Origin of the sequence: Bacillus sp. DX4.1 (genome assembly GCF_030348195.1) — a bacterium.
Taxonomy (GTDB): Bacteria; Bacillota; Bacilli; order Bacillales; family Bacillaceae_G; genus Bacillus_A.
On sequence record NZ_JAUCFT010000008.1, the window covers coordinates 1,319,671 to 1,343,707 of the forward strand.

21 protein-coding genes are annotated in these 24,037 nt (G+C 36.9%); 17 read left to right on the plus strand and 4 right to left on the minus strand.

The genetic code is table 11. The features are described from left to right. Positions 1 to 430: 430 nt before the first annotated feature. From QUF99_RS09685 to QUF99_RS09730, 10 genes are all read left to right on the plus strand, one after another. Positions 431 to 1,798 (plus strand): aldehyde dehydrogenase, encoded by a 1,368-nt coding sequence (locus tag QUF99_RS09685; protein WP_289369756.1) that lies wholly within the window; start codon positions 431 to 433, stop codon positions 1,796 to 1,798. 234 nt (positions 1,799 to 2,032) lie between these two features. Continuing rightward, positions 2,033 to 3,016 (plus strand): spermidine/putrescine ABC transporter ATP-binding protein PotA, encoded by a 984-nt coding sequence (gene potA / locus QUF99_RS09690; protein WP_289369758.1) that lies wholly within the window; start codon positions 2,033 to 2,035, stop codon positions 3,014 to 3,016. Next, positions 3,013 to 3,858 carry an ABC transporter permease gene (locus QUF99_RS09695; RefSeq protein ID WP_289369759.1) on the plus strand — a complete coding sequence of 282 codons (846 nt, stop codon included), beginning with the start codon at positions 3,013 to 3,015 and terminating at the stop codon, positions 3,856 to 3,858. The genes potA and QUF99_RS09695 overlap by 4 nt, the downstream gene beginning before the upstream one ends. 6 nt (positions 3,859 to 3,864) lie before the next feature. Beyond that, positions 3,865 to 4,665 carry an ABC transporter permease gene (locus QUF99_RS09700; protein WP_289369760.1) on the plus strand — a complete coding sequence of 267 codons (801 nt, stop codon included), beginning with the start codon at positions 3,865 to 3,867 and terminating at the stop codon, positions 4,663 to 4,665. A gap of 40 nt (positions 4,666 to 4,705) precedes the next feature. Next, complete coding sequence (locus QUF99_RS09705; RefSeq protein ID WP_289369761.1) at positions 4,706 to 5,755, plus strand: polyamine ABC transporter substrate-binding protein; 1,050 nt, start codon at positions 4,706 to 4,708, stop codon at positions 5,753 to 5,755. Between the two features lie 60 nt (positions 5,756 to 5,815). Next, the gene (locus QUF99_RS09710; protein ID WP_289369762.1) at positions 5,816 to 6,463 is read left to right on the plus strand and encodes a phosphatase PAP2 family protein; all 648 of its coding nucleotides are present in this window, start codon (positions 5,816 to 5,818) and stop codon (positions 6,461 to 6,463) included. Between the two features lie 149 nt (positions 6,464 to 6,612). Continuing rightward, on the plus strand, positions 6,613 to 8,808 hold the full coding sequence (locus QUF99_RS09715) for an MMPL family transporter (protein WP_289369763.1): 2,196 nt from the start codon (positions 6,613 to 6,615) through the stop codon (positions 8,806 to 8,808). A gap of 111 nt (positions 8,809 to 8,919) precedes the next feature. Next, the gene (locus QUF99_RS09720) at positions 8,920 to 9,336 is read left to right on the plus strand and encodes a histidinol dehydrogenase (protein WP_289369765.1); all 417 of its coding nucleotides are present in this window, start codon (positions 8,920 to 8,922) and stop codon (positions 9,334 to 9,336) included. A gap of 98 nt (positions 9,337 to 9,434) precedes the next feature. Then, positions 9,435 to 10,358: an RluA family pseudouridine synthase gene (locus QUF99_RS09725; RefSeq protein ID WP_289369766.1), complete on the plus strand. Its 924-nt coding sequence runs from the start codon at positions 9,435 to 9,437 to the stop codon at positions 10,356 to 10,358. A gap of 94 nt (positions 10,359 to 10,452) precedes the next feature. Then, positions 10,453 to 11,058 carry a DUF1648 domain-containing protein gene (locus tag QUF99_RS09730; protein WP_289369767.1) on the plus strand — a complete coding sequence of 202 codons (606 nt, stop codon included), beginning with the start codon at positions 10,453 to 10,455 and terminating at the stop codon, positions 11,056 to 11,058. A gap of 35 nt (positions 11,059 to 11,093) precedes the next feature. Here QUF99_RS09730 and QUF99_RS09735 read toward each other — a convergent pair whose 3' ends face one another. The 4 genes from QUF99_RS09735 to QUF99_RS09750 form a co-directional block, all read right to left on the minus strand. Further along, a complete protein-coding gene (locus tag QUF99_RS09735; protein WP_289369768.1) occupies positions 11,094 to 11,933 on the minus strand; it encodes a CAP domain-containing protein in 840 nt (279 codons plus the stop codon). Between the two features lie 458 nt (positions 11,934 to 12,391). After that, positions 12,392 to 13,720, minus strand: coding sequence for a (Fe-S)-binding protein (locus tag QUF99_RS09740; protein WP_289369769.1), 1,329 nt, complete (start codon positions 13,718 to 13,720; stop codon positions 12,392 to 12,394). Next, a complete protein-coding gene (gene glcD, locus QUF99_RS09745; RefSeq protein ID WP_289369770.1) occupies positions 13,717 to 15,129 on the minus strand; it encodes a glycolate oxidase subunit GlcD in 1,413 nt (470 codons plus the stop codon). Before glcD ends, QUF99_RS09740 begins: the two co-directional genes overlap by 4 nt. Before the next feature lie 234 nt (positions 15,130 to 15,363). Further along, on the minus strand, positions 15,364 to 16,470 hold the full coding sequence (locus tag QUF99_RS09750) for a CdaR family transcriptional regulator (protein ID WP_289369772.1): 1,107 nt from the start codon (positions 16,468 to 16,470) through the stop codon (positions 15,364 to 15,366). Positions 16,471 to 16,799: 329 nt separating this feature from the next. On the opposite strand from QUF99_RS09750, the gene QUF99_RS09755 reads away from it, so the two are divergent. From QUF99_RS09755 to QUF99_RS09785, 7 genes are all read left to right on the plus strand, one after another. Then, positions 16,800 to 17,771, plus strand: coding sequence for a YncE family protein (locus tag QUF99_RS09755; RefSeq protein ID WP_289369773.1), 972 nt, complete (start codon positions 16,800 to 16,802; stop codon positions 17,769 to 17,771). Continuing rightward, positions 17,768 to 18,439 (plus strand): response regulator transcription factor, encoded by a 672-nt coding sequence (locus tag QUF99_RS09760; protein ID WP_289369774.1) that lies wholly within the window; start codon positions 17,768 to 17,770, stop codon positions 18,437 to 18,439. Before QUF99_RS09755 ends, QUF99_RS09760 begins: the two co-directional genes overlap by 4 nt. Before the next feature lies 1 nt (position 18,440). Then, complete coding sequence (locus QUF99_RS09765; protein ID WP_289369775.1) at positions 18,441 to 19,823, plus strand: sensor histidine kinase; 1,383 nt, start codon at positions 18,441 to 18,443, stop codon at positions 19,821 to 19,823. 403 nt (positions 19,824 to 20,226) lie between these two features. Then, entirely contained in the window at positions 20,227 to 20,916 is a 690-nt protein-coding gene (locus QUF99_RS09770) for a FadR/GntR family transcriptional regulator (protein ID WP_289374606.1), read from the plus strand. Positions 20,917 to 21,089: 173 nt separating this feature from the next. Beyond that, positions 21,090 to 21,809: a (Fe-S)-binding protein gene (locus QUF99_RS09775; protein ID WP_289369776.1), complete on the plus strand. Its 720-nt coding sequence runs from the start codon at positions 21,090 to 21,092 to the stop codon at positions 21,807 to 21,809. A 16-nt stretch (positions 21,810 to 21,825) separates the two neighbouring features. Then, complete coding sequence (locus QUF99_RS09780) at positions 21,826 to 23,247, plus strand: LutB/LldF family L-lactate oxidation iron-sulfur protein (protein WP_289369778.1); 1,422 nt, start codon at positions 21,826 to 21,828, stop codon at positions 23,245 to 23,247. Continuing rightward, positions 23,247 to 23,957 carry a LutC/YkgG family protein gene (locus QUF99_RS09785; protein ID WP_289374608.1) on the plus strand — a complete coding sequence of 237 codons (711 nt, stop codon included), beginning with the start codon at positions 23,247 to 23,249 and terminating at the stop codon, positions 23,955 to 23,957. Before QUF99_RS09780 ends, QUF99_RS09785 begins: the two co-directional genes overlap by 1 nt. The last annotated feature ends 80 nt before the right edge of the window (positions 23,958 to 24,037 follow it).

Genomic DNA, 24,037 nt, shown 5'->3' on the forward strand with positions numbered 1-24,037 from the left:
AGGTGGGAAATAAACAGCCCGTAAAAGCCCGATTGGTTCAACTAATAATCAGTGGGGGATGAAGAAAACCCCCACTGATTAAAGTTTCACTTTATGAGCAAATGTATTTTCAGTTAAGTAAAAACTCATATATAATGAAACTTCATATATAGTAATCTTTTATCAAGGTGAGATCTATATAAATCCATTTTGATTTTTCGACATATAGCCGCGGCTATGGATAACAAAAGGTGACCTGCACTCGTTTTCTCTCTTTGTTTTCACTATGTCTGGGCAGGAAAAGGATCTGACCGCTTCTATGCATGGCCGGATGCTCTCTCCCACCTAAAAAGAAGGGTTTTATGTCGGTTTTTTAATTTGTATTTATATACATAAAAGTGATTTAAGAGCGATAAAAATGTTTTATATAAATAGAGGGAGTGTGTAGCTGATGAATATCACTTCTATTGTGAAAAGACAAAAGGCGTATTTTTATAAAGGAAACACAAGAAATATAGAAGAGAGAAAAAAACATTTACAAAAATTATATGAAGGGATTGGGCGTTTTGAATCGGACATTTTTCAAGCATTGAAACTAGATTTAAATAAGTCGGATCATGAATCGTTTACGACAGAAGTCGGGTATGTATTAAAGGAAATTTCATTTCTAAAAAAGCATCTTTCTTCATGGAGTAAGCCGAAGCGTGTTCGAACAGCATTAACACATGTTGGTTCAAGAGGAAAAGTAGTTCCAGAGCCGTACGGCGTAACGCTTGTGATGGCTCCGTGGAATTATCCGTTTCAACTTGCCATAGCACCACTTGTAGGTGCCCTTGCGGCTGGAAACACGGTTATACTAAAACCGTCTGAATTAACACCTAACGTCTCTAACCTGCTTGCAAAGATGCTGCAGGAGTTATTTCCAGCAGAACTTGTTGCGGTTGTTGAAGGCGGAGTTGATGAGAGTACAGCCTTATTAAAAGAACCATTTGATTACATTTTCTTTACTGGTAGCGTTGGGATTGGAAAAGTTGTGATGGAAGCAGCGGCCAAAAGGTTGACGCCGCTCACGCTAGAACTTGGTGGTAAGAGTCCATGCATTGTACATAAAGATGCAAAATTAGAAGTAGCGGCACGGCGCATCGTATGGGGGAAGTTTTTAAATGCTGGACAAACATGCGTTGCACCGGATTATATCTATGTTCATTCTTCTGTGAAAGAACAATTTATAGAAGCGTTACGAACTGAAATACGAAATCAATATGGTGAACAACCGTTACAAAATGCAAAATATGTTCGGATTGTAAGCAAGCGTCATTTTGAGAGACTATGCTCTTTTTTACAGGATGGTACGATAGAAGTTGGTGGGAAATATAATGAGGATGCTTTGCAAATTGAGCCGACAGTTTTAACAAATATAACTTGGCAGGATGCAGTCATGGAAGATGAGATTTTCGGACCGATTTTGCCCCTTATGGAATATAATAAAATAGAAGATGTCATTACAACAGTTCAACAGCATCCAAAACCACTGGCCTTATATGTATTTTCAGAGAACAAAGAAATTCAAAAACAAGTTACACGGAACATTCCATATGGGGGAGGTTGTATCAATGATGTTGTGTATCATCTTGCTACTCCATATTTACCCTTTGGCGGGGTGGGAAATAGTGGGTTAGGAAGCTATCATGGTGAACAGAGTTTTCGCACATTTTCTCATTATAAAAGCATTTTGTTGCAATCAACGGCATTCGACATGAAAATTCGTTATTCTTCTACAAAAAGTGCTTTAAAATTTATACGAAAGTTGTTAAAATAGTGATGGTGTTTATCAGTTGGCGTAGCCGTATGATAAAAACCCCTTCAACGTGAAGGGGTTTTTCTGTTCAACATGTGTATCATGAAAAAATGAATCAAACATACTATATGGAATAGGAAAAAAGGCTGTTAAACAACCATTTTTGTTTGGATTGAAACAAAAAATAATATATATAAAACCAATACGTATTCATGAATATAAAAAATAAAAATTTGAGGTAGATAGGACGAGAAAATGAAAAAGATTATTAAAGTTGAAGCGGTAGAAAAACATTTTGGAGAACAAGTGATTATTCCACCTCTTTCTTTAGATATTAAAGAAGGGGAATTTTTAACGATCCTTGGACCAAGTGGTTGTGGTAAGACGACTTTACTTCGTATGATTGCTGGGTTTGAAACTCCTACAAAAGGTGATCTTTTACTTGATGATGAAAAAATCAATGATTTGCCACCTTATAAGCGTCATATGAACCTAGTGTTCCAGCATTACGCATTATTCCCACATATGACAGTTGAGAAAAACATTTGTTTTGGCATGAAAATGCAAAAGGTATCGGCCGCAGAACAAAAAGAGCGTGCGGAAGAAGCGATGCGCTTAACACAGCTACTTGAATTTCGTAATCGTAAGCCTTCAAAACTTTCGGGTGGACAGCAGCAACGTGTAGCGATTGCTAGGGCGATTGTAAACAATCCTCGTGTGTTATTACTGGATGAACCACTCGGAGCACTTGACTTCAAGTTAAGAAAAGATTTGCAGCGTGAATTAAAGAACTTGCAGCGTAACTTAGGAATTACGTTCATTTATGTGACGCATGACCAAGAAGAAGCCATGAGCATGAGCGACCGCATCGTTGTTATGAATAAAGGACATATTGAGCAGATCGGTACGCCTAAGGAGATTTATAAAGAACCGAAAACAATGTTCGTTGCGACATTCATCGGTGAAAATAATATTATTCAAAATGGGGAAACCTACGTAGCAGTACGCCCAGAAAATGTAAAAGTACGTTCGGTTGAGCAACCGATTATGCAAGAATATCACCTTGGGCATATTGAAGATATTGAGTTTGTTGGAAATATGGAAAAGCTTTATGTACGTGATGAAAAAACATCAGAGTTATTAATGGCGTATCAAACTGCCGAAGAAGCAACGCAGTGGAGCATTGGAGATAATGTATATGTAGGCTGGGTGCAAGAGGATGAGGTGACCTTAAATTGAGAAAAGGGAAACTACTCGCATTACCTACAGTTACATGGTTGCTCATCTTCTTTTTATTTCCACTCTTATTCGTATTAGCATTTGCGTTTCTGCAGCGCGGGGCATACGGAACAGTGGAGATGCAATTTACATTAGATAATATATCGCGCGTGTTTGACCCATTGTATATGAATACATTATGGGAAACAGTGAAAATTGCATTTATTACAACGGCTCTTTGTTTACTCATTGGTTATCCATTTGCGTATACGATCACAATTGTGGACCGAAAATATCGTTCCATTTTACTACTATTAGCAACAATTCCATTTTGGATTAATTTCCTTGTACGTTCCTATGCGTGGATTGTCATTTTACGTTCACAAGGCCTTGTAAATACATTATTACTGAAGTTAGGTATTATTACTGAACCGTTAAATTTATTGTATAATACACCTTCTGTTGTATTAGGTATGGTATATTCTTTACTACCATTTATGATTTTACCGGTGTATGCATCGATTGAACAACTTGATAAACGAAAGCTAGAAGCAGCATATGATTTAGGAGCAACACCATTTAAAGCATTTTGGCATGTAACAGTGCCAATGACAATGTCAGGGATTGCAACGGGTTCGATTTTAGTATTTGTTTCATCTATTGGAATGTTCGTTGTATCCGACGTAATGGGTGGATCAAAAGTAGCATTAATCGGAAACGTCATTCAAAATCAATTTTTAGGTGCGCGTGATTGGCCATTTGGATCAGCGTTATCTATCATTGTTGTTCTGTTCTCCGTTCTGTTAATTTACTTATATTATCGTGCTACGAAAGTATATAAATACGGAAACGGAGGGGAATAGACAAAAATGAAGAAGTTTTTAGTCTCTTATTCTTGGGTTATTTTATTGTTCTTGTATTTTCCGATGATGGTATTAATGATATATTCCTTTAATGATTCTCGTATAAACGCGGAATGGGAAGGATTTACACTTCATTGGTACACGGATTTATTTCAAAAACAAGACGTAATTGATGCGTTTATTAATAGTATTACCATTGCGCTTATTACGACAGTTGTAACAACAATTCTTGGCGTGCTTTTCGCAGTGGCACTGCACCGTTATAAGTATCGTTTTGAAGGTGCGATTAATGGACTGGTATATTTACCAATCTTAATTCCTGATATTTTAATGGGATTATCGTTACTTATTTTATTTAGCCAACTTGGCATGGAATTAGGGCAAACAACAATTATCATTGCACATATTACATTTAGTATTTCGTTCGTCGTTGTTATTTTGGCAGCACGTCTTTCCGGTATGGGGCGTGATTTAGAGGAAGCAGCAAATGATTTAGGGGCAACGCCTTGGCAAACGTTTCGTTATGTAACGCTGCCTGGAATCGCGCCTGGCGTTATTTCAGCGGCATTATTAACATTCACATTATCAATTGATGATTTTGTAATTAGTTTCTTCGTATCAGGTCCAGGATCAACAACATTGCCATTATATATTTATAGTATGGTGAAACGTGGGATAACACCTGAAATTAACGCCCTTTCTACAATTTTAATTGTTGTAATTGTTGGGTTAATGATTGCATCAGAAATATTCCGTAATAAAGGTGCAGACGGTGAAGAAAACTCTGGAGGGCATCTTCCACTATAAGAGTGTAACGAATTACAAAGAAAGAGGAGGTAATAAATCGATGAAATGGATGAAAACAGTAGCTGGTGCAGCACTTAGCTTCAGCCTTGTTGCCGGTGTATTAGCTGGCTGTGGTGAAAAGAAAGAAGAGCTAAATATTTATAGCTGGGCTGATAATTTTGATGAGCAAGTGTTAAAGGATTTTGAAAAGAAATATAACGTGAAAATTAACTATGATAAGTATGCAAGTAACGAAGAAATGCTTGCGAAGTTACAAGCGGGCGGTGCAAAGTATGATTTAATTCAACCGTCTGACTACATGGTTAAAACGATGGCGGAAATGAAATTACTAGAACCGTTAGACAAGAAAAACATTCCAAACATAGAGAATCTTGTTTCTAACTTTAAAACACCTCCGTTTGATCCGGAAAATAAATATTCTCTTGTGTATACTTGGGGTGTAACAGGCATTGCTTATAATAAAAAATATGTAAAAGAAGCGCCAACAAGCTGGAATGACTTATGGAACGAGAAATATAAAGGACACGTTACTGTATTAAATGACTCTCGTGAAGTATTAGGAATGGCTCTGAAAAAGAACGGATTTTCAAATAGTACAACAAATGATGCGGAGCTAAAAACAGCAGCGAATGATTTAGAAAAGCTACTTCCTAACTTGCTTGCATTTGATACAGATAATATTAAACAAAAGTTCATTACAGAAGATACTTGGATCGGAACAGTATGGTCTGGGGATGCAGCTTTCATTGCAAAAGATAATAAAGATGTAGAGTATGTTGTACCTAAAGAAGGCGGTACAATTTGGGCGGATACATTAGCGATTCCAAAAGGTGCAAAACATAAAGAGCTTGCAGAGAAGTTTATGAACTACTTATTAGATGAAAAAGTAAGTGTGAAAAACTACGAATCCATTGGATATAGTAATCCGAATGAAAAAGCTCGTGCTCTTCATAGTAAAGAATATCGTGATAATCACATGATCTTCTTATCACCAGAAGAATTAAATCGTACAGAATGGCTTGTTGATGTAGATAATAAATTAAAAGATTATGACCGTTATTGGACAGAGCTAAAAACAAAAGGGAAATAAGTAATGAAAATGCGGTTTCTAAATAGAAATCGCATTTTTTTTATAGTAGGAGGACATGCTTTGAAACGAAAATTACATCGATATGAGATGTTTTGTATTATCTTATTAGCGGCTTTATTTAGCCTGATTGCTTGGAGAGTACAAGCAGGTGATGTGACAGCATTTGATGAATATGTAAGAGGACTTGTAAAAGGCTTGCAAACAGAGGGATCGCTTTCATTTTTCTCCTTTTTTACAAAGCTTGGCTCTGCCATTGGGATTATTAGTACTGTTTTGATTAGTCTCATTGTTTTTTTTAAGAAGCGTTATTACGTAGCCATGGTCGTTTATCCCGTTGCTATACTTATGACACATCTTGTTAATAAAGGAATAAAAGAGATTGTGAAAAGGGATCGTCCGAGTTTAAATGCGGCGCTAGATGCCCTTGGATATAGTTTCCCAAGCGGACATGCTATGTTATCGACTATAACGTATGGATTCCTCGCTTATATTATTGCTGCAAATGTGAAAAACGTAGCCGGAAAGATTGTTATTACGATTGCTATGGTGATATTAATTCTATGGATTGGATTGAGTCGCGTTATTTTATCTGTTCATTATCCGACTGATATTTTAGCTGGTTATTGCGCAGGTGGAATTCTTTTAATCATAGCCATTTATTTTCATCGATTATTGTCAGAGCGATTTCAAATGAATCAAGAGAGGTAAAGGGTGTCCGAAAAGACTGATATAACTGGTTTTTTCGGACATTTTTTTTGTAGAATATATGCGACAAAATCAAAACGCGACTATTTCGTAATAAGCGATGTGATAAAATGTATGCAGATTCATTAATTATATAAAGTAGGTGATGGTGTGTGAAAACAAATGTACATAAGGTAGATAAATGGGGAAAAGTGGGTATCTTTCTCTATCAATTTCGTTATACAGTCATAGCGGCCTTGCTTGTGCTAGCGGTAGCACTTAGCATTTTTGCACCAAAGCTCCCAGGTGTATTAGGGGGAGATGGCTTCCAAACAAAGGGAGACTATCAAACGACAAAGGCGATTTTAGATAAAGATTTTAAGCAGTCACAAGATACGCTTCTGCTTGTTTTTCAAAAGGAAAAAGGAACTTCAAAAGAACAGTTTCATAAACGAATAGAAGAAATCGTAAAACAAATTCAAACGAAAGAAACATACGATTCGTTTCATCATCCGTTAGAAAATAAGGAAATGTTACAAGACGATATTGCGTATGCGACTATTTTATTTTCCGGAAAAACAAGCAAAGAACGGAATGAAAAAACATTACATTTTGCAAGTGAAGTGAAAAAGGAAAGCAGCAATGCTGTGAAGGTATCCCCAACTGGTTTTCCCGTGATTAATGATGAAATTAATGAACGCACACAGAATGATTTGAAAGTGGCAGAAATGATTGGCTTACCAATTGCATTTCTTGTTTTACTATTGTCATTTGGTAGCTTGATTGCATCGATCTTACCGATTATAAACGGGGCTCTTAGCGTTATTAGTACAATGGGTATTCTATATTTTATCGGCGTGGATAAAGAACTATCGATTTTTGTATTGAATGTAGCGCCTATGATTGGCCTTGCTTTATCGATTGATTTTGCACTGTTGTTTGTCAATCGTTTTCGGGAGGAGGTAGCACATCGTACGGTAAAAGAAGCGATAGCCGTTACGTATCAAACGGCTGGTCGGGCAATTGTATTTTCAGGCTTGTGCGTATTTGTTGGGTTATCAGGTTTGTTTTTCTTTGAAATTGATTATATTCAATCTGTGGCGATTAGTGGGATGATTGTTGTTGTAATGAGTATTTTATTTTCATTAACACTTCTTCCAGCACTGTTATCCTTAATCGGAAAGCGGTTATTGAAAAAGAATCAAGCTGCACCTCGTACATCAAATATGTGGCGGAAATTTGCTCAGTTTGTTATGAAGCATCCGATTATGATGATCATAGTTGTTACTCTTTTTATCATCGTGTGTTTATTGCCGCTGCGTACTGCAAATCTTCAGTTTCCAGGAGTAGAAGCATTGCCAGAGAAAAGTGATACACGAACTGCTTATGAAAGCTATGAAGAGTCATTCCATAAAATTGTAAAAGAGCATGCAGATGTTACTCTGATACTAGAAACAAAAAGCGATGTAACGAAAAAAGAAAATTTACAACAGATAGAAGATGTTGTTCAAAAACTGAAAAAAGATAAACATGTATACAAAGTAAAGAGTATGTATGATGAGCTAAACGGTATGACGGCAGAGCAGGTTACTGGATTGTTACAATCACCGCAGCGTGCGCAAGTAGAACCTGTACTTGAAGCATATACAAAAAAAAATAAAACAACCGTTCAAGTTTTCTTGCATACAAAACCACGAACGGAGACCGCAAAGCAATGGGTTCGTGATTTTAAAGAAACGTATCAAGATGATGGCGTGACTTATTATTTAGGGGGCATGACAACATTTCAACAAGAGCTGGAGGATGAAATTAAAGATAAAGTTGTCATTGGGATGTCTGTTATATTTGGTTCAACTTTTCTTATTTTATTAATTGCATTCCGCTCCGTACTAATCCCAATTAAGGCCATTGTTATGAATGTTCTTAGTTTAAGTGCAACAATCGGTATTGTAATCTGGCTTTTTGAAGGTGGCCATTTTGGATTAGAACAGAGCCCTGTGCTATTCGTGTTGCCAATCTTTATTTTTGGACTTGTTTTTGGCCTAAGTATGGACTATGAAGTGTTCCTTATTTCTCGTATTCATGAATTGTATGAAGAGACAGGAGATAATGATACGGCGACACTAGAAGGGCTTGTCTCAACGAGCCGTATTATTACGTCAGCCGCTCTCATTATGATTGTCGTAACAGGTGCATTTGCGTTTACTGATATTCTGCCAGTGAAGCAAATGGGGCTTGGTGTTGCACTTGCTATTTTTCTTGATGCAACGATTATTAGGCTCATGTTAGTGCCAAGTTTAATGAAAATGTTCGGAGATTGGAATTGGTGGTTGCCGTTTCGAAAGAAGAAAGAGAAGAAAATGGATTGAAAAAAAGCGTTCATCTTGTAGATGAGCGCTTTTTGCATGAATAGCATCGCCCTCTTTTTGCAAATAGTATGTGATAAGAACATTACATACATATAAAAGCAGGTGAAGACAATGTTTCGTTATTTTAAATTCAAGTTAAATGATACTGTACAGTTTGCAGAAAATGATGGGCACATGTATCGCATTGTCGGCTATAGGCTAGAAAAAGGGTTTTATCCAAAGGACGAATGGACACATATTATTTATGAATTGTTGCGAGAGTTTGATGGATATACCATGGATGCAGAAGAAGAGGAACTTGTAAAGGTGATTCAAGTGGAGGAAGAGTTTTATAAAATACATGAAATGTCGGGTTATCGGTACCCGATTAAAATGAAGCAAAAGCTGAAGTTACCCTGTCAAGAAACGATTGATGAACTATTAGACGCTTATAATGACTATAAGCGATTAGCTGATTTTTTCAAGGACCTATCATATGAGCAAAAAGCAGAGGAAATGCTACAAGAAATGAAGAGGCTACGCGCTTAGTAGACAGTCTGTTATATAGACTGTCTTTTCTTTTGAACGGTGCATAACGAAGCATTTTCCGGTACAATAGAAGAATGAATAGAAATAAGGTGATAGGTATGGAAACAAAGAAAAAGGGAGAATGGTGCGAAATTATAGTTCCTGCTAAATGGGATGGTATGATTATTGATTCGCTTTTAAAAGAAGAGTGGGGCGTCCCTAAAAAATTATTGCATCAACTTCGTATGGAAAAAGGAATTGTTGTGAATGGAGAACGGAAACGGTGGAGCGAGCCTGTAAGAGAAGGAGATAAGCTGCAAGTTCATATGTTTTTCCAAGAAGAGTATGGCGTTCAGCCAGAATTTCATGATCTTGATGTATTATTTGAGGATGATCACGTATTAATTGTCAATAAACCTGTGCAAATGGACACACATCCCTCAGATAAAGAGGGAACAGGAACACTTGCAAACTGTGTTGCCTTTCATTTACAAATACAAGGATTAGAGACAAAAGTACGTCATATTCATAGGTTAGATAAAGATACAACCGGTGGTGTCGTATTTGCAAAGCATGCGTTAGCCGGTGCAATTATGGATCGATTGTTAATGGAGCGAAATATTAAAAGAACATATATGGCATTGGTTGAAGGAAAAGTAAAAAAGAAGCAAGGGATTATTGATGCAGCGATTGGAAGAGACAGGCATCATGCAACAAGGCGCCGTGTTTCTCAAAAAGGTGATCATGCTGTAACGTATTATAAAGTAGAACAATATTTTAAAAAGCAAGATGTGACGCTTGTGACATTGCAATTAGAGACAGGAAGAACCCATCAAATTCGTGTTCATATGAGTCATATGGGTAATCCGCTTGTTGGGGATACGTTATATGGCGGGAAAACAACATATATGTCTTGCCAAGCATTGCATGCGGTACGTATTGCTTTGTTACATCCAATTACAAAAGAAAAGGTTACAGTAGAGGTTCCACTTCCTCAAAATCTAAATCATATTATGCAGTCTTTCCAAAAGTCGAACAAGTAAAGTTTGGCTTTTTTTTATGGAGAAATTTTTTTCTCTGCAGGAAATCGCTTATGAGAATAGAAGCTCGTAAATAGAAAAGAGAGGTGAAGGTCATTTGGCAAGATATAGGTTTATTATGGGGATATTTTTGGCGTGTCTTCTATTTACGCTAGTTGTATATCCATACTTACCAAATCATGTAGCGGTACATTGGAACCAGAGTGGTAAAACAAATGAATTTGTAAGGAAACAAGTTTTTGTATTATTTATTCCATGCCTCATTATTTTGTTACACAGCATATTGTATATAATCTCACAATACATATATAAGTTTCGGGAAGCAGAACAATACATTGTAAGGGGATTTGAAAAAAGTGTGTTTTTATTTTTGTTGTTTATTCATATGATTGTTCTCACCGTTGGTATCGGAATCAATATACAGTTTCAAACTTGGCTTACAATGGGGATTAGTGTATTCCTATTTATGATAAGTAAAGGATTTCAAAGAGGAAAAAGGAAGGAAGAGGAGCCTGTCGTGTTACAGAAAATACGTTTGTATAGTCAGCGTATTTTTCAAGGGATGGCAATTATGATTTTGGGTTGTTTATTTTTGAAACAAGAGTGGGGTTTTTACTTGTTAATTAGTGTAATTAGCTGTGGGTCAATTTCTTTTATGTTCTATATTTTATATGCATATACATTAGAAAACTATGAAACATAAAAAGAGCCTTCTATAGTAGAAGACTCTTTTTCTATTTACTTCGTAATAAATTGTTGTGTCCAGTAGTTTCCGCTTTCTACATATCCAACACCGATATGAGTGAAACCGCTATTTAAAATGTTTGCACGGTGACCTTCACTGTTCATCCAAGCTTGTACAACTTCTTCTGGTGTACGTTGGCCTTGAGCGATATTTTCACCTGCAGATTTATAAGAAATACCAAACTTCTTCATCATATCAAATGGAGATCCGTATGTTGGACTGTTATGATCGAAGTAGTTATTTTTTTGCATATCTTCAGACTTAATACGTGCAACTTTACTTAATTCAGCGTCTACTTTTAATGCTGGTAAGCCTTGTTTTGTACGCTCAGCATTTGTTAATTCAACAACGCGTTGTTCAAATTCACTTAAAGAGCCTTTTGTATCTTCTGCTGGTTTGTTTTCAGCAGGTTTTTGTGTTTCGTTGTTGTTAGTATTGTTATTGTTATTGTTATTGTTTTCAGCAGGCTTTTGTGCTTCTGGTTTTGCAGTTTCTTCATTTTCAACTGGTTTTTGTGTTTCTGGTTTCGCAGTTGGAGGTGTTACTACTTCATTTTCATTAGGTACTGTTACGTTTGGTTGCTCACCAGGAATGAAGCAGTTACCTTGTTGGAATTGAATTTGATTCCATTGTACTTGTGAGTTAATCCCCATAGATTGTAAGTAATTTTGCAATTCTTGTTGATTCATATGTTGCATAATCACTTTAGCTTGCTGAATATTTTGAACCTTCATTGTAGCTGGTTGCAGCGTTGCAGCCTGTGCATCTAGCGTTGATACTCCTAGAGTAAGTGCAGTCGCTGCTGCTACAGATAATAAAACACGTTTTTTCATGACATGTGTCCCCCTATGTAAAAGTTTTTTAACTGTTATCAAACAGATTTATGTTTGCCTGTCTGTCCGACTGACAAATTCATCGTAGCATACAAATTGCAGAAAAAAGGATGGAAAAAAATACATAGACTCTGAAATTTCCTTTTTTATCCTAGATGTAAAAAGGAGCTAGAAAGAGAGAAAACTAGATTGTAAAAGGGATTTTCAGCATGTTCTGCTTCACATGTAAAGGGAATAAATTGGGTATACTTACCTATTTGTGAAAGGAGGAAGGTAATCATAGCAAGGATTTAAGAATTTTGTTGAGGAATATAATGGATGATTTTTAACAAAACTGTAATCTTTTTGTTGTTCTTTTTCATGAGACAGTAACATATTTTTAATGTTGTAGCGGATAAAAAAGCGGCTATCCCTTTACATAGAGGAAAGAGATGGCCGTTTTCATATTGTTACATATATTACGAGTTGTATTCAATTGCTTCTAATAACACATCTACAATATGAACACCTCTCATTTTATGAGAAATGTTTTCTCGTTCAATTCCGAGTTTCATTTGTAGTAAGCAGCCTGGATTGGCAGTGACAATGGTTGCTGCATCTGTTTCGTGAACACGCTCCATTTTATAATCTAAAAATTCCATAGATAGTTCAGAATGAACAATATTGTAAATACCAGCAGAACCACAGCAGCGGTCCGCATCTTTCATCTCGCGATATGTCACGCCTTGAATGGCTTTTAGTAACATACGTGGTTCAGTTGCTGTCCGCATCACATTGCGTAAATGGCAAGAATCTTGATAAGTGATAATTTGCGGAGGAAGACGTAAATTATTTCGTTTATGGAAATCTAGTTCTACTAAAATAGCAGTGATATCTTTTATTTTCGTAACAAACTGTTGTGCGCGCTCAGCCCATTCTGGATCATCTTTTAATAAGTAGTCATAATCTACTAAATAAGCACCGCAACCACCGGCATTTGTAATGATATAATCGATTTTTAAATCTTCAAAGGCTTGAATGTTTCTTTTTGCAAGTTCTTTTGCTCCGCCTTTTTCTCCAGCATGACCATGTAGTGCTCCGCAACAACTTTGTTCTTTCGGAATAACAACATCGCAGCCAGCAAGCTGAAGCAATTTCATCGTAGCATTATTTGTTTCTAAAAACATCGTATCCATTAAACAACCCGTAAAGAAAGCAACGCGTTTTTTCTTCGTTGTTTCAGCTGGCAAAAATTCAGGGCGATCTTTCATTTCCTTCATTTTTGGTACTTTCGGTAAGACAAGATCTATTGTTGCTAACGTTTCAGGGAACAGCTTCATAATTCCTGTTTTATGCGTTAACGCTTGTAAACCAGAACGTTGATAAAAACCGATAAGCCCTGTTAATGTTCGCATCCGGTTTTGGTGAGGGAATAAACCTTCAAATACGACTTTACGAACAGCTTTGACTGGCATGGAAAACTTCTTGTTTTGGTTAATAATATCCCGTGCTTCTTCTAGTAAATGTCCATAGTTGACACCGGATGGACAAACGGGTTCACAAGCGCGGCAGCCAAGGCAAACATTTAATGTGTTTTCAACATCTTCATCGGGTTCAATTAAGCCATCAACGACTCCTTTCATAATCGCAATGCGACCACGCGGGGAGTGTGATTCTTTATACCCAGATTGAATATAAGTTGGACAAGTTGGTAAGCAAAATCCACAGCGCATACAATTTAATAATTCATCTTCACTGAGGCGCTCTTTAAATTCTTTTTGAATCTGGGTTTTGTTTAATGTTGTCATCGCTGGGCCACCACTCTTTTACGAGAGTCTTTTGCAAACATTTTTCCAGGGTTCATAATGTTATGCGGGTCAAACGCTTGTTTAATGCCTTTCATGGCAGCGATGCCTTCTTTTCCTAATTTTAATTCTAAATAAGGAGCCTTCATGGCACCAACGCCGTGTTCTCCTGTAATTGTGCCGCCAAGTTCAATTGCTTTTTCGAAAATTTCTGCAAATGCTTTTTCAGCACGATGCATTTCTTCTTCATTACGTGCATCTGTCATACAAGTTGGATGTAAGTTACCATCGCCAGCATGACCAAATGTACAAATGGAGATGTTATATTTCTTTGCTATTTCATTAATTGCTTCAACCATTGCGGCAATTTGTGAACGTGGTACAGTTGCATCTTCTAAAATTGTTGTAGGCTTGAGTCTTGCTAAAGCAGAAAGAGCGCTGCGGCGTGCTGTGCGGAGCGCATCAGCTTCTGTTTCATCCTTGGCAACACGGACGTCAACTGCATGCATAGAACGACAAACTTCGGCCATTTTTTCAATATCACGGTTTACAACTTCTGGAGAACCATCTTGTTCGATCAGAAGAATGGCTTTTACATCTGTTGGTAAACCAATTTGTGCAAACTCTTCTACAACTTCGATTGTTGGTTGATCTAAAAACTCCAGTGTTGCTGGAATAATTTTATTTGCGATAATTGCTGAAACAGCACGAGCGGCTTCATTGATGTCTTGGTATAATGCCAGCATTGTTTTCTTTGTTTCAGGCATTGGAATAAGTTTTAAAATCGCTTCTGTTACAACCCCAAGTGTTCCTTCAGACCCGATAAATAGACGAGTTAAATCATAGCCTGCTACATCTTTTGCTAATTTCCCGCCAGTGCGAATGATGTCGCCATTTGGGAGAACAATCTCAAGACCCATAACATAGTCACGTGTTACACCATATTTTAAACCGCGCAATCCACCGGAATTTTCATTAATGTTGCCGCCAATTGTAGAAATTTTCATGGAGCTTGGATCTGGTGGATAAAATAGTCCTTTTTCTTGGGCGGCCTTAATAATATCAAGAGTAATGACACCTGCTTGCACCGTAATTGTTAAGTTTTCTTCATCAATTTCTAAAATACGATTCATATGGCGGAAAATAAGAACAACGCCGCCTTCAAGTGGACATGTTCCTGCACAAAGGTTTGTTCCAGAGCCACGAACGTAAACAGGAACTTTATGATCATTACATACCTTTAATATTTCGGCTATTTCATTTGTATTGCGAGGTGCGACAACCGCATCCGGCATCGCTTGGAAATTTGGAGTCGCATCGTAACTATACGTTAAACGCCCCATATTGGACGTATCGACATTATCTTGGCCAACAATGGATACGAATGAATCAATAATATGCTGTTCTAACATTAAAAAAATCCCCCTCAAACTGTTATCTTGCTTATCCTACTTTCAACTGATTTATTTCGTAAAAGCTTGATTGATGAAAGCTAATCATGGGTGGAGGATGAAGAAAACCGCCACTAATGAAAGTTTCACATTATAGGAAAATAAGGATATTCATTTTGTAACAGTGTTTTCATTACAATCATAAGAAAGTGGTGGATTTCTTTCTATGTATAAACAACTGAAGATTAACTGGTTTTACCTTCTTTTTTTTGTTTGATTATCTAATAAGAGGAGAGCGAAATATAAAATGGTTAAATCTTTAAATTGTTTTGGGTCTAATTCTGTGTAATCTTCTATTTTTTTTAATCTGTAATGTAATGTATTAATATGAATATGTAGCATTTCAGCTGTTTGTTTATAGGATTGATTGTTTTCAATAAATAATCGTAGTGTTTGCATCAGTTCAGTTGCTGGCAGTAAGTGATAAATGGTACGGTGGAGAAACTCTTCACGTGTTTCAGCTGTAATATCTTGCAAACACATTTCTAAACGTAAATCTTCATTAAATATAATACCTTTCGTTTCTAAGGCAACAGCAAGGGCACGCAATGCTTGTTCATATGAAACGTGCATTTCATTGGGCATAACGGTTTGTCCAACACCAATATACAGTGTAATAGGAAATAAAGTTTCGCAATCTTGTTTTAATCGTTTTAAAAATTGAAAGGTCTTTTTCTTAGTTTCCGTGGCTGTAAATAAAATAAAACGGTCATTTCCCCAGCGTACAAAGAGTTCTTCCTTTGCTAATAAGTTTCGTATATGTTGCCAAATTTTTCGCTGTAGCATTGTGTCATCTTGATCGAATGAAAATAAAATGAGTTGTTTTTTCTTGTGTAAATTAATACCAAGTGTCTTGGCACGGTCGAGAAAGCTAGGAGACCAGTCGTTGCTTTGTAGCCAATCAAAAACAAATGCTTCATAGGAGCGTTGTTCGAGTTCTAATTGCTCTAAAAAATAATTTTCATGAATTAATAGTTCAGTCATTTTCCGCAATATTTCTCCATACTGAGAAATGTTTTCTGGTTCTCCTGTTATACCAATGACACCGATTACTTCATCATGGAAGAGAAGGGGGAGATTCATTCCTGCCTTTACTCCTTGTAAATGTAGTTCGTCTTCATTTGTAATAATGACTGTTTTCTTTTGTTTCGCACAGCGAAGGGCTCCTTCGTGAAATTGACCAATTCGTGCCGCATCTGTACTAGCAATGATTGTACCTTGTATGTCGATAATAATAATATTTTCAGTAATTAGCCTCCGAACTTCACGTACAATTTTGTTTGCTAAATCAGGAAAAAGCATAATTTACACACCTCTATTTCTATTTGTTGTACATTATATATGTATATAAATACAAATTAAAACATCGACATAAAACCCTTCTTTTTAGGTGGAAGAGAGCATCCGGCCATGCATAGAAGGGGTCAGATCCTTTTTCTGCCCCATGAGAAGTGAAAACAAAGAGAGAAAACGAGTGCAGGTCACCTTTTGTTATCCATAGCCGCGGCTATATGTCGAAAAATCAAAATGGATTTATATAGTTGTGCAAAGTAGAAAAATTTCACACTTTCCTCACAAATATTTGCTATTTTACAATTATAACGAAATCATTCGAAGATGGAGGGAATCTTTTGAGAAAATGGCTTTTTCTGCTATGCTTTATGCTTTTATTAACAGGGTGCCAGTCAGATTTATATACACCGATTGCGAAAAATAAAAACTTAATCATAACGACAAATATAAAGGAAGGTAGTATTAGTTTTATTGATATGCAGTCGAAAGAAACAGTCGCAACATGGTCATTACAGGAGCCTATTACAGGGATTGCAATGCTTCCGGGTGGAGAGAACATGCTTGTATACGGTAAGCAGTTAGAATATATATATGTATACTCATTAACAGAAGGAAAGCAAATTGAGAAATGGAAGACGGGAAAAGGGATTGCGAATGTGATTGTATCGAATGATAAAAAAGAATTGTTTATAGCTGATCAAAATGAGCAAAAAATACGTCTATTTACGATAAAAGGGAAAGAAACCGCCAGTGTACCTGTAGGAAAAGGCCCGCTTACAATGGTGCAACATGATACGCAATTACATGTGCTGAATTTTTATGATACGCAGTTATCTACAATTGACATAAAGGAAAAGAAAGTGATTCATTCCTTTATGGTGCCCCCTGCATCAACTGGAGCATTTGTAAGTGGAGACGGAAAAGAGATATGGATTGGCGGACATGGAGACGGAAAGCAGGTAAATGAAAAAGTATTGGTTTATTCGTTAGAAGATGGACAAATGGTCCGTTCTTTACATGCACCATTTATGCCGGTTAGTATCGCAGGAGATGAAACGTTCATTTATGCATTAAGTCACGGATCAAATACGCTGCGAAAGTTTGACGTTCGTACGTATCAAGAAGTAGGTGCAGTTGAGGTAGGATCCAATCCATTTGCTTTTTTGAAAAATGGAAAAGAAGGTTATGTAGCTAGCTATGATAGTGATGAAGTGTATGTGATTGATATGGATGAAATGAAAGTGAAACAAACGATTGCGGTAGGAAAAGGTCCATTTCAACTCACGCAGCGGGAAGGGAGAGGAAAATGAACAAACATAAAGTATTACTTGTGGATGATGAAAGTGATATGAGACAACTGGTTGGCATGTATTTAGATAACTTTGGATATGAGTGGGGAGAAGCTGAAAATGGAAAAGATGCCCTTCAGATGCTAGGAGCGGATCATTATGATTTTGTTATTTTAGACATTATGATGCCAGAGATGGACGGGATTTCAGTCTGTAAAGAAATTCGTAAAACTTCTGATATTCCCGTTATTTTTTTAACAGCAAAGGGTGAAGAATGGAATCGGGTTAATGGCTTGCGCATTGGAGCGGATGATTATATTGTAAAGCCGTTTAGTCCTGGAGAACTTATTGCCCGTATGGAAGCAGTATTAAGACGATATACGAAACATGAGCAACAAGAAGAACAGCAATATGGGTCCATTATGATTAATGAAAAAAGTCGCCGTATTGAAATCGAGAGTGAGCCGATTTCTCTTACTGTAAAAGAGTTTGATTTACTGTATTTTCTGTGCCAGCACCATGGACAAGTGTTTAGCCGTGAACAATTGCTTGAAAAAGTATGGGGATACGATTATGCAGGAAGTACGAGAACGGTAGATACACATGTAAAAACGATGCGCTTAAAGCTTAGAGAATATGGGAATTATATTCAGACAGTTTGGGGCGTAGGCTATAAATTTGAGGTGTAATATGCTTACGATGGTACAGAAGCTTTGGCTTACAGTAGTTTGTGCAGTATGTGTAACAGTTTCTTTTCTATATTTTGTTTCCTTATATTCGTATGAAAAGCTATATGTACAAAATATTGAGGATTCATTAACAATGGAAGGAAAGCGATTAGTTTCTCAATATAAAAAGGACGAGGATATAACGGTATTTGAAGAGAAAGTGAAAACTTTTGACAGTATCTCAAGTGCGGATTTAATCTTTGTGAGTAACCCTCGTGATTTAAGTGCTTGTTTACCTTTCGAAGTACATTATGACTCCCTTATTAGTGAGAATGATAGACAAGCGTTATTGGATGGAAAAACAGTTAAAAAGGTTGGATACGAAGAGCATTTTAATCGTAACATTATGGGAGTTGTCATTCCCGTTTTAGAGGGAAAGAAGCTAGTTGGGGTTGTGTACTCTTATATCCCATTAAAGGGTATTAAAGATTTAATATATGGTGTGGGATTTATTTTGGCGCCATTAGCACTCGTTATGGTTTTACTGACAATATGGATTGGTAGAAAAACTATCATCGCGATCACCAAACCACTGTCACAAATGGAGCGCGTCGCCAATCATATGGCAAAGGGAGATTTTTCAGATCGTATTACGATTACGTCAGAAGATGAAATAGGTAGTTTAGGAAAAGCATTTAACAAAATGGCAACTGCATTGGAAACAGAAGATGCTAAACGTAAGGAGTTTTTAGCGAATGTTTCGCATGAACTAAGGACACCGCTCAGCTATATTAAAGGATATAGCGAAGCCATTCTAGATGGAGTGGCAAAGGGGCAACAACAGTCAAAATTTACACAACTCATTCATAAAGAAGCCGGTCGTATGCAACGGCTTGTTCATGACTTATTGGATTTGGCACAGCTTGAAGGTGAACATTTTCCACTAAAAAAACAACCGATTGTATTCGCTCAGCTTATTGAAGATGTATTAGAAACGTATGAATTGAAATGTATAGAAAAACAATTGCGAATTTCAGCAAAACTTGATCCTGATATTATTGTAATGATCGATGAGGACCGGATGCAGCAAATTCTTCATAACTTACTAGACAATGCGATTCGCTATACAGATCATAATGGGAGCATTGATATACAATTAAAGAAAAAAGATAAGCAATGCGAATTGAAAATAAAAGATACAGGAATTGGTATTGATCCTGAGCATTTAGAACAGCTTGGAGCACGTTTTTACAGAGTCGATAAAGCGCGAAGTCGCCAGCATGGTGGAACAGGTCTCGGTCTTGCGATTGTAAAACAAATTGTGCATATCCATGATGGATCGTGGATTGTTGAGAGTGAAAAAGGAAACGGAACAACGGTTATCATACAGTTGCCAATGAAGTGAAACTTTGATCGGCGGGGCTTTATCCGCCACTGATCATTAGTCCTCACCAATCGGGCTTTACTGCCCAGAAATAGCAGAATAAAGGAAGAAGGAAGTATGCTTTTATCTTAATTTTCACGAGATAAAGTATGCTTTTTTTCTGTTGCGATCATGAAAATATAACAAGTGGTGAAGAGGGAACATGTAAATGGAAAAGAAAGGTGATATCTGTTAATGGAATTTATAGCCATTACTTTCCTTCATATAACAAAAAATTGACGATTTTATGAACAAAACGTTTGTACTTCTTTCTAATTCGTTCTAAAATAGTTATGGATGCTAAATTCTTATAAATCGTTGTCATTGTTGTTTGGATGATACTGGGGTGAGACAACTGGAGTATAAATCTATCAAGCCGAAAAAAATTTACGAAGAAGTATCGGAAGCTATTTTAACAATGATTAAAAATGGTACCCTAAAGCCTGGTGACAAACTTCTTCCTGTTCATCAATTAGCTGAGCAGTTTCAAGTTGGCAGATCTGCTGTTCGCGAAGCATTAAGTGCACTGCGAGCAATGGGCTTAATTGAGATGAAACAAGGGGAAGGAACATATGTGAAGAATTTTGATGCTTCATCATTGACAACACCATTAAATAATATGTTGTTAATGAAACAAGAAGACATTGTGAATTTATTAGAAGTGCGTAAAGTACTTGAATTAGGAGCAGTTCGAGCTGCTGCAGTAAAGCGTACGGAAGAGAATTTACAAAATATGAAGCATTGGTTATATGAAATGGAAAAAAGTATTGGAGATGAAAAAGCTGGTGAAAAAGCAGATTTTCATTTTCATATGGGTATAGCAGAAGCTTCACATAATAACATTCTGTTAGAACTCATGAATCATGTTTCAGAAATGATTGCTGAAACGATTGGTGAGACGAGACGTATTATTTTATATGGTGAACAAACGACAGCGGAACGACTTTTAGAAGAGCACCAAAATGTTTATGATGCAGTGTTGCAACAAGATGTGGAAGGTGCACAACAAGCAATGCTAGATCATTTAATAAATGTAGAACATATGGTCACAGGCAAAAAAGAGACGAATTCGTAATTTTCACTTTCAAAATTTTATTTTTCTGATAAGATAGAGAAAGGTTAAGTAAGCGTTTTCTTGAGGAAAGGGAAGGTCAGGCATAGGGGGTTATGCCTAGCTTCTCCTTTTTATTAAGTCATCTGATGACCATATGATTGTTGGCTACGTTGAAATGAGGGGGAATCATAATTATGAAAGTTACTTTGTTTGTTACTTGCTTAGTCGATATGTTTGAAACAAATGTCGGTAAAGCAACTGTTGAAGTGTTGGAGCATTTAGGTTGTGAAATTGAATTTCCAGAGGCACAAGTTTGTTGCGGACAGCCCGCTTACAATAGTGGTCATGTAGAAGCAGCAAAAGAAGCGATGAAGCATATGATTGAAACTTTTGAAGATGCAGAATACATCGTTACACCATCTGGTTCTTGTGCGACAATGTTTCACGAGTATCCACAAGTTTTTAAAGATGACCCAAAATGGGGACCACGTGCAAAAAAAGTGGCAGCTAAAACTTATGAACTGACACAATTTATTGTCGATGTGTTAAAGGTTACAGATGTTGGTGCTCATTTAGATGGGACAGCTACTGTTCATAAATCTTGCCATATGACACGTTTACTAGGAGTAAAAGAGGCGCCAGGTATTTTACTATCAAATGTAAAAGGATTAACTGTAAAAGAACTACCAAACGTACAAAATTGTTGTGGTTTTGGGGGAACGTTCTCAGTTAAAATGACGCAAATCTCTGAGCAAATGGTAGATGAAAAAGTAGATAGCGTGATGGAAACAGGTGCTGATTATTTAATCGGTGCTGACTGTGGGTGTTTGTTAAACATTGGCGGACGTATGGAGCGTTTAGGTAAAGAGGTAAAAGTAATGCATATTGCTGAGGTATTGAATAGCCGCTCATGAAGGGGGAACATAAGCTATGTCTATGAAAATCAGTGAGAAAAAATTTAATGATCGTGTTGATGATGGGATTCAAGATTCTTTTATGCGCGGGGCAGTATCTTCTGCGCAAACACGTTTATATACAAATCGATTAAAAGCAGCTGATGAATTGGGAAACTGGGAAGAGTGGCGTGATCTCGGTGAACAAATTCGTCAGCATACATTAGAAAACTTAGATTATTATTTAATGCAACTGAGTGAAAATGTATCAAAACGGGGCGGACACGTTTTCTTTGCGAAAACAAAAGAAGAAGCAGCAAAGTATATTCAAGAAGTAGCGAAAAAGAAACAAGCAAAAAAAATTGTAAAATCAAAATCGATGGTAACAGAAGAAATTAGTATGAACCATGCGCTTGAAGAAATTGGCTGTGAAGTGTTAGAGAGTGACTTAGGCGAATACATTTTACAAGTGGATAATGATCCACCATCCCATATTATTGCGCCTGCACTTCACAAAAATAGAACGCAAATTCGCGATGTATTTAAAGAAAAGCTTGGATATGAAAATTCTGATGATCCATACGAAATGACGAAGTTTGTTCGTAAGCAACTTCGTGAAAAATTTATGGATGCTGAAATTGGTGTAACAGGATGTAACTTTGCTGTTGCAAATACAGGTTCTCTTTGCTTAGTAACAAACGAAGGGAATGCTGATCTTGTTATGTCTGTTCCAAAAACGCAAATTGCGGTGATGGGTATGGAACGTATGGTTCCAACTATGGAAGAGCTGGATGTTCTTGTTGGTTTACTGTGCCGCAGTGCAGTTGGTCAAAAATTAACAAGTTATGTAACAGTGGCTGGTCCAATTCAAGAAGACGAAGTAGATGGACCAGAGGAATTCCATTTAGTTGTTGTTGATAATGGACGATCTACTATTTTAGGTTCTGAATTCCGTCAAGTGCTACAGTGTATTCGCTGTGCAGCATGTGTAAACGTATGTCCTGTTTACCGTCATGTTGGTGGACATTCTTATGGTTCTATATACTCTGGACCAATTGGTGCTGTTTTAACTCCGCTTTTAGGAGGATATGATGATTATAAAGAACTTCCTTATGCATCAAGTCTGTGCGGTGCATGTACAGAAGCTTGCCCGGTTAAAATTCCATTGCACGATCTTTTATTAAAACATCGTCAAGTGATAGTAGAAAAAGAAGGACGTGCACCACTTGCAGAAAAATTAGCAATGAAGATGTTTAGTATGGGTGCATCTTCTGCATCTTTATACAAAATGGGATCGAAAATGGCTCCGGCTGCGATGAGTCCATTTACGTCTGGTAATCGTGTAACGAAGGGTGTAGGACCACTGAAAAACTGGACAGACATTCGCGAATTCCCAGCGCCAAGTAAAGAGAGATTCCGTGATTGGTATAAAGAACATAAGAAAGGCGGGAATGAATGATGACGGGAATGATTCAAAACCGTGATTCCTTTTTAGAAAACATTGCGAAAGAACTTGGACGTGAACGTAAAACAGAAGGAGTGCAGCGCCCAGTATGGGAAAATAATGTAAATATAGAAACATTACAAGATTATTCAGAAGAAGAATTGTTAGAAGTATTTAAAAGACAATGTACAAACATTCATACAACTGTAATTGAAACGTCAAAAGACGAGCTGAGTGCAGCAGTTCGAAAGGTAATTGCTGAAAACGGCGGCGGACCTGTTCTATTATCGGAAGATGAGCGTTTTGATACGTATGGTTTAACGTCTTTATTTAGGGCTGAGTTACCAAGTCAAAATGTGGAAGTGAACACTTGGGACCCAGACAAAAAAGAGGAAAATATCCGTTTAGCGGAAAAGGCAAACATCGGTATTGCATTTAGTGATTACACATTAGCAGAATCCGGTACAATTGTGGTGCAAAGTCATAAAGGACAAGGGCGTTCTTTACACTTCTTACCAACAATTTATTTTGCAATTATTCCACGTGAAACACTTGTGCCGCGTATTACACAAGCAGTTCAAGATATGAATGCTCGTGTAGAGGGCGGGGAAGCAGTAGCGTCTTGTATTAACTTTATTACAGGACCAAGTAACTCAGCCGATATTGAAATGAATCTTGTTGTAGGTGTACATGGACCATTAAAAGCATTTTATTTTGTTGTATAAATGAGAAAACAGGCCTGCAAATGGCCTGTTTTTTTATGGGTAAATAGCTGTAATAGAAAATAGGAACGGTTCTCTTTTTT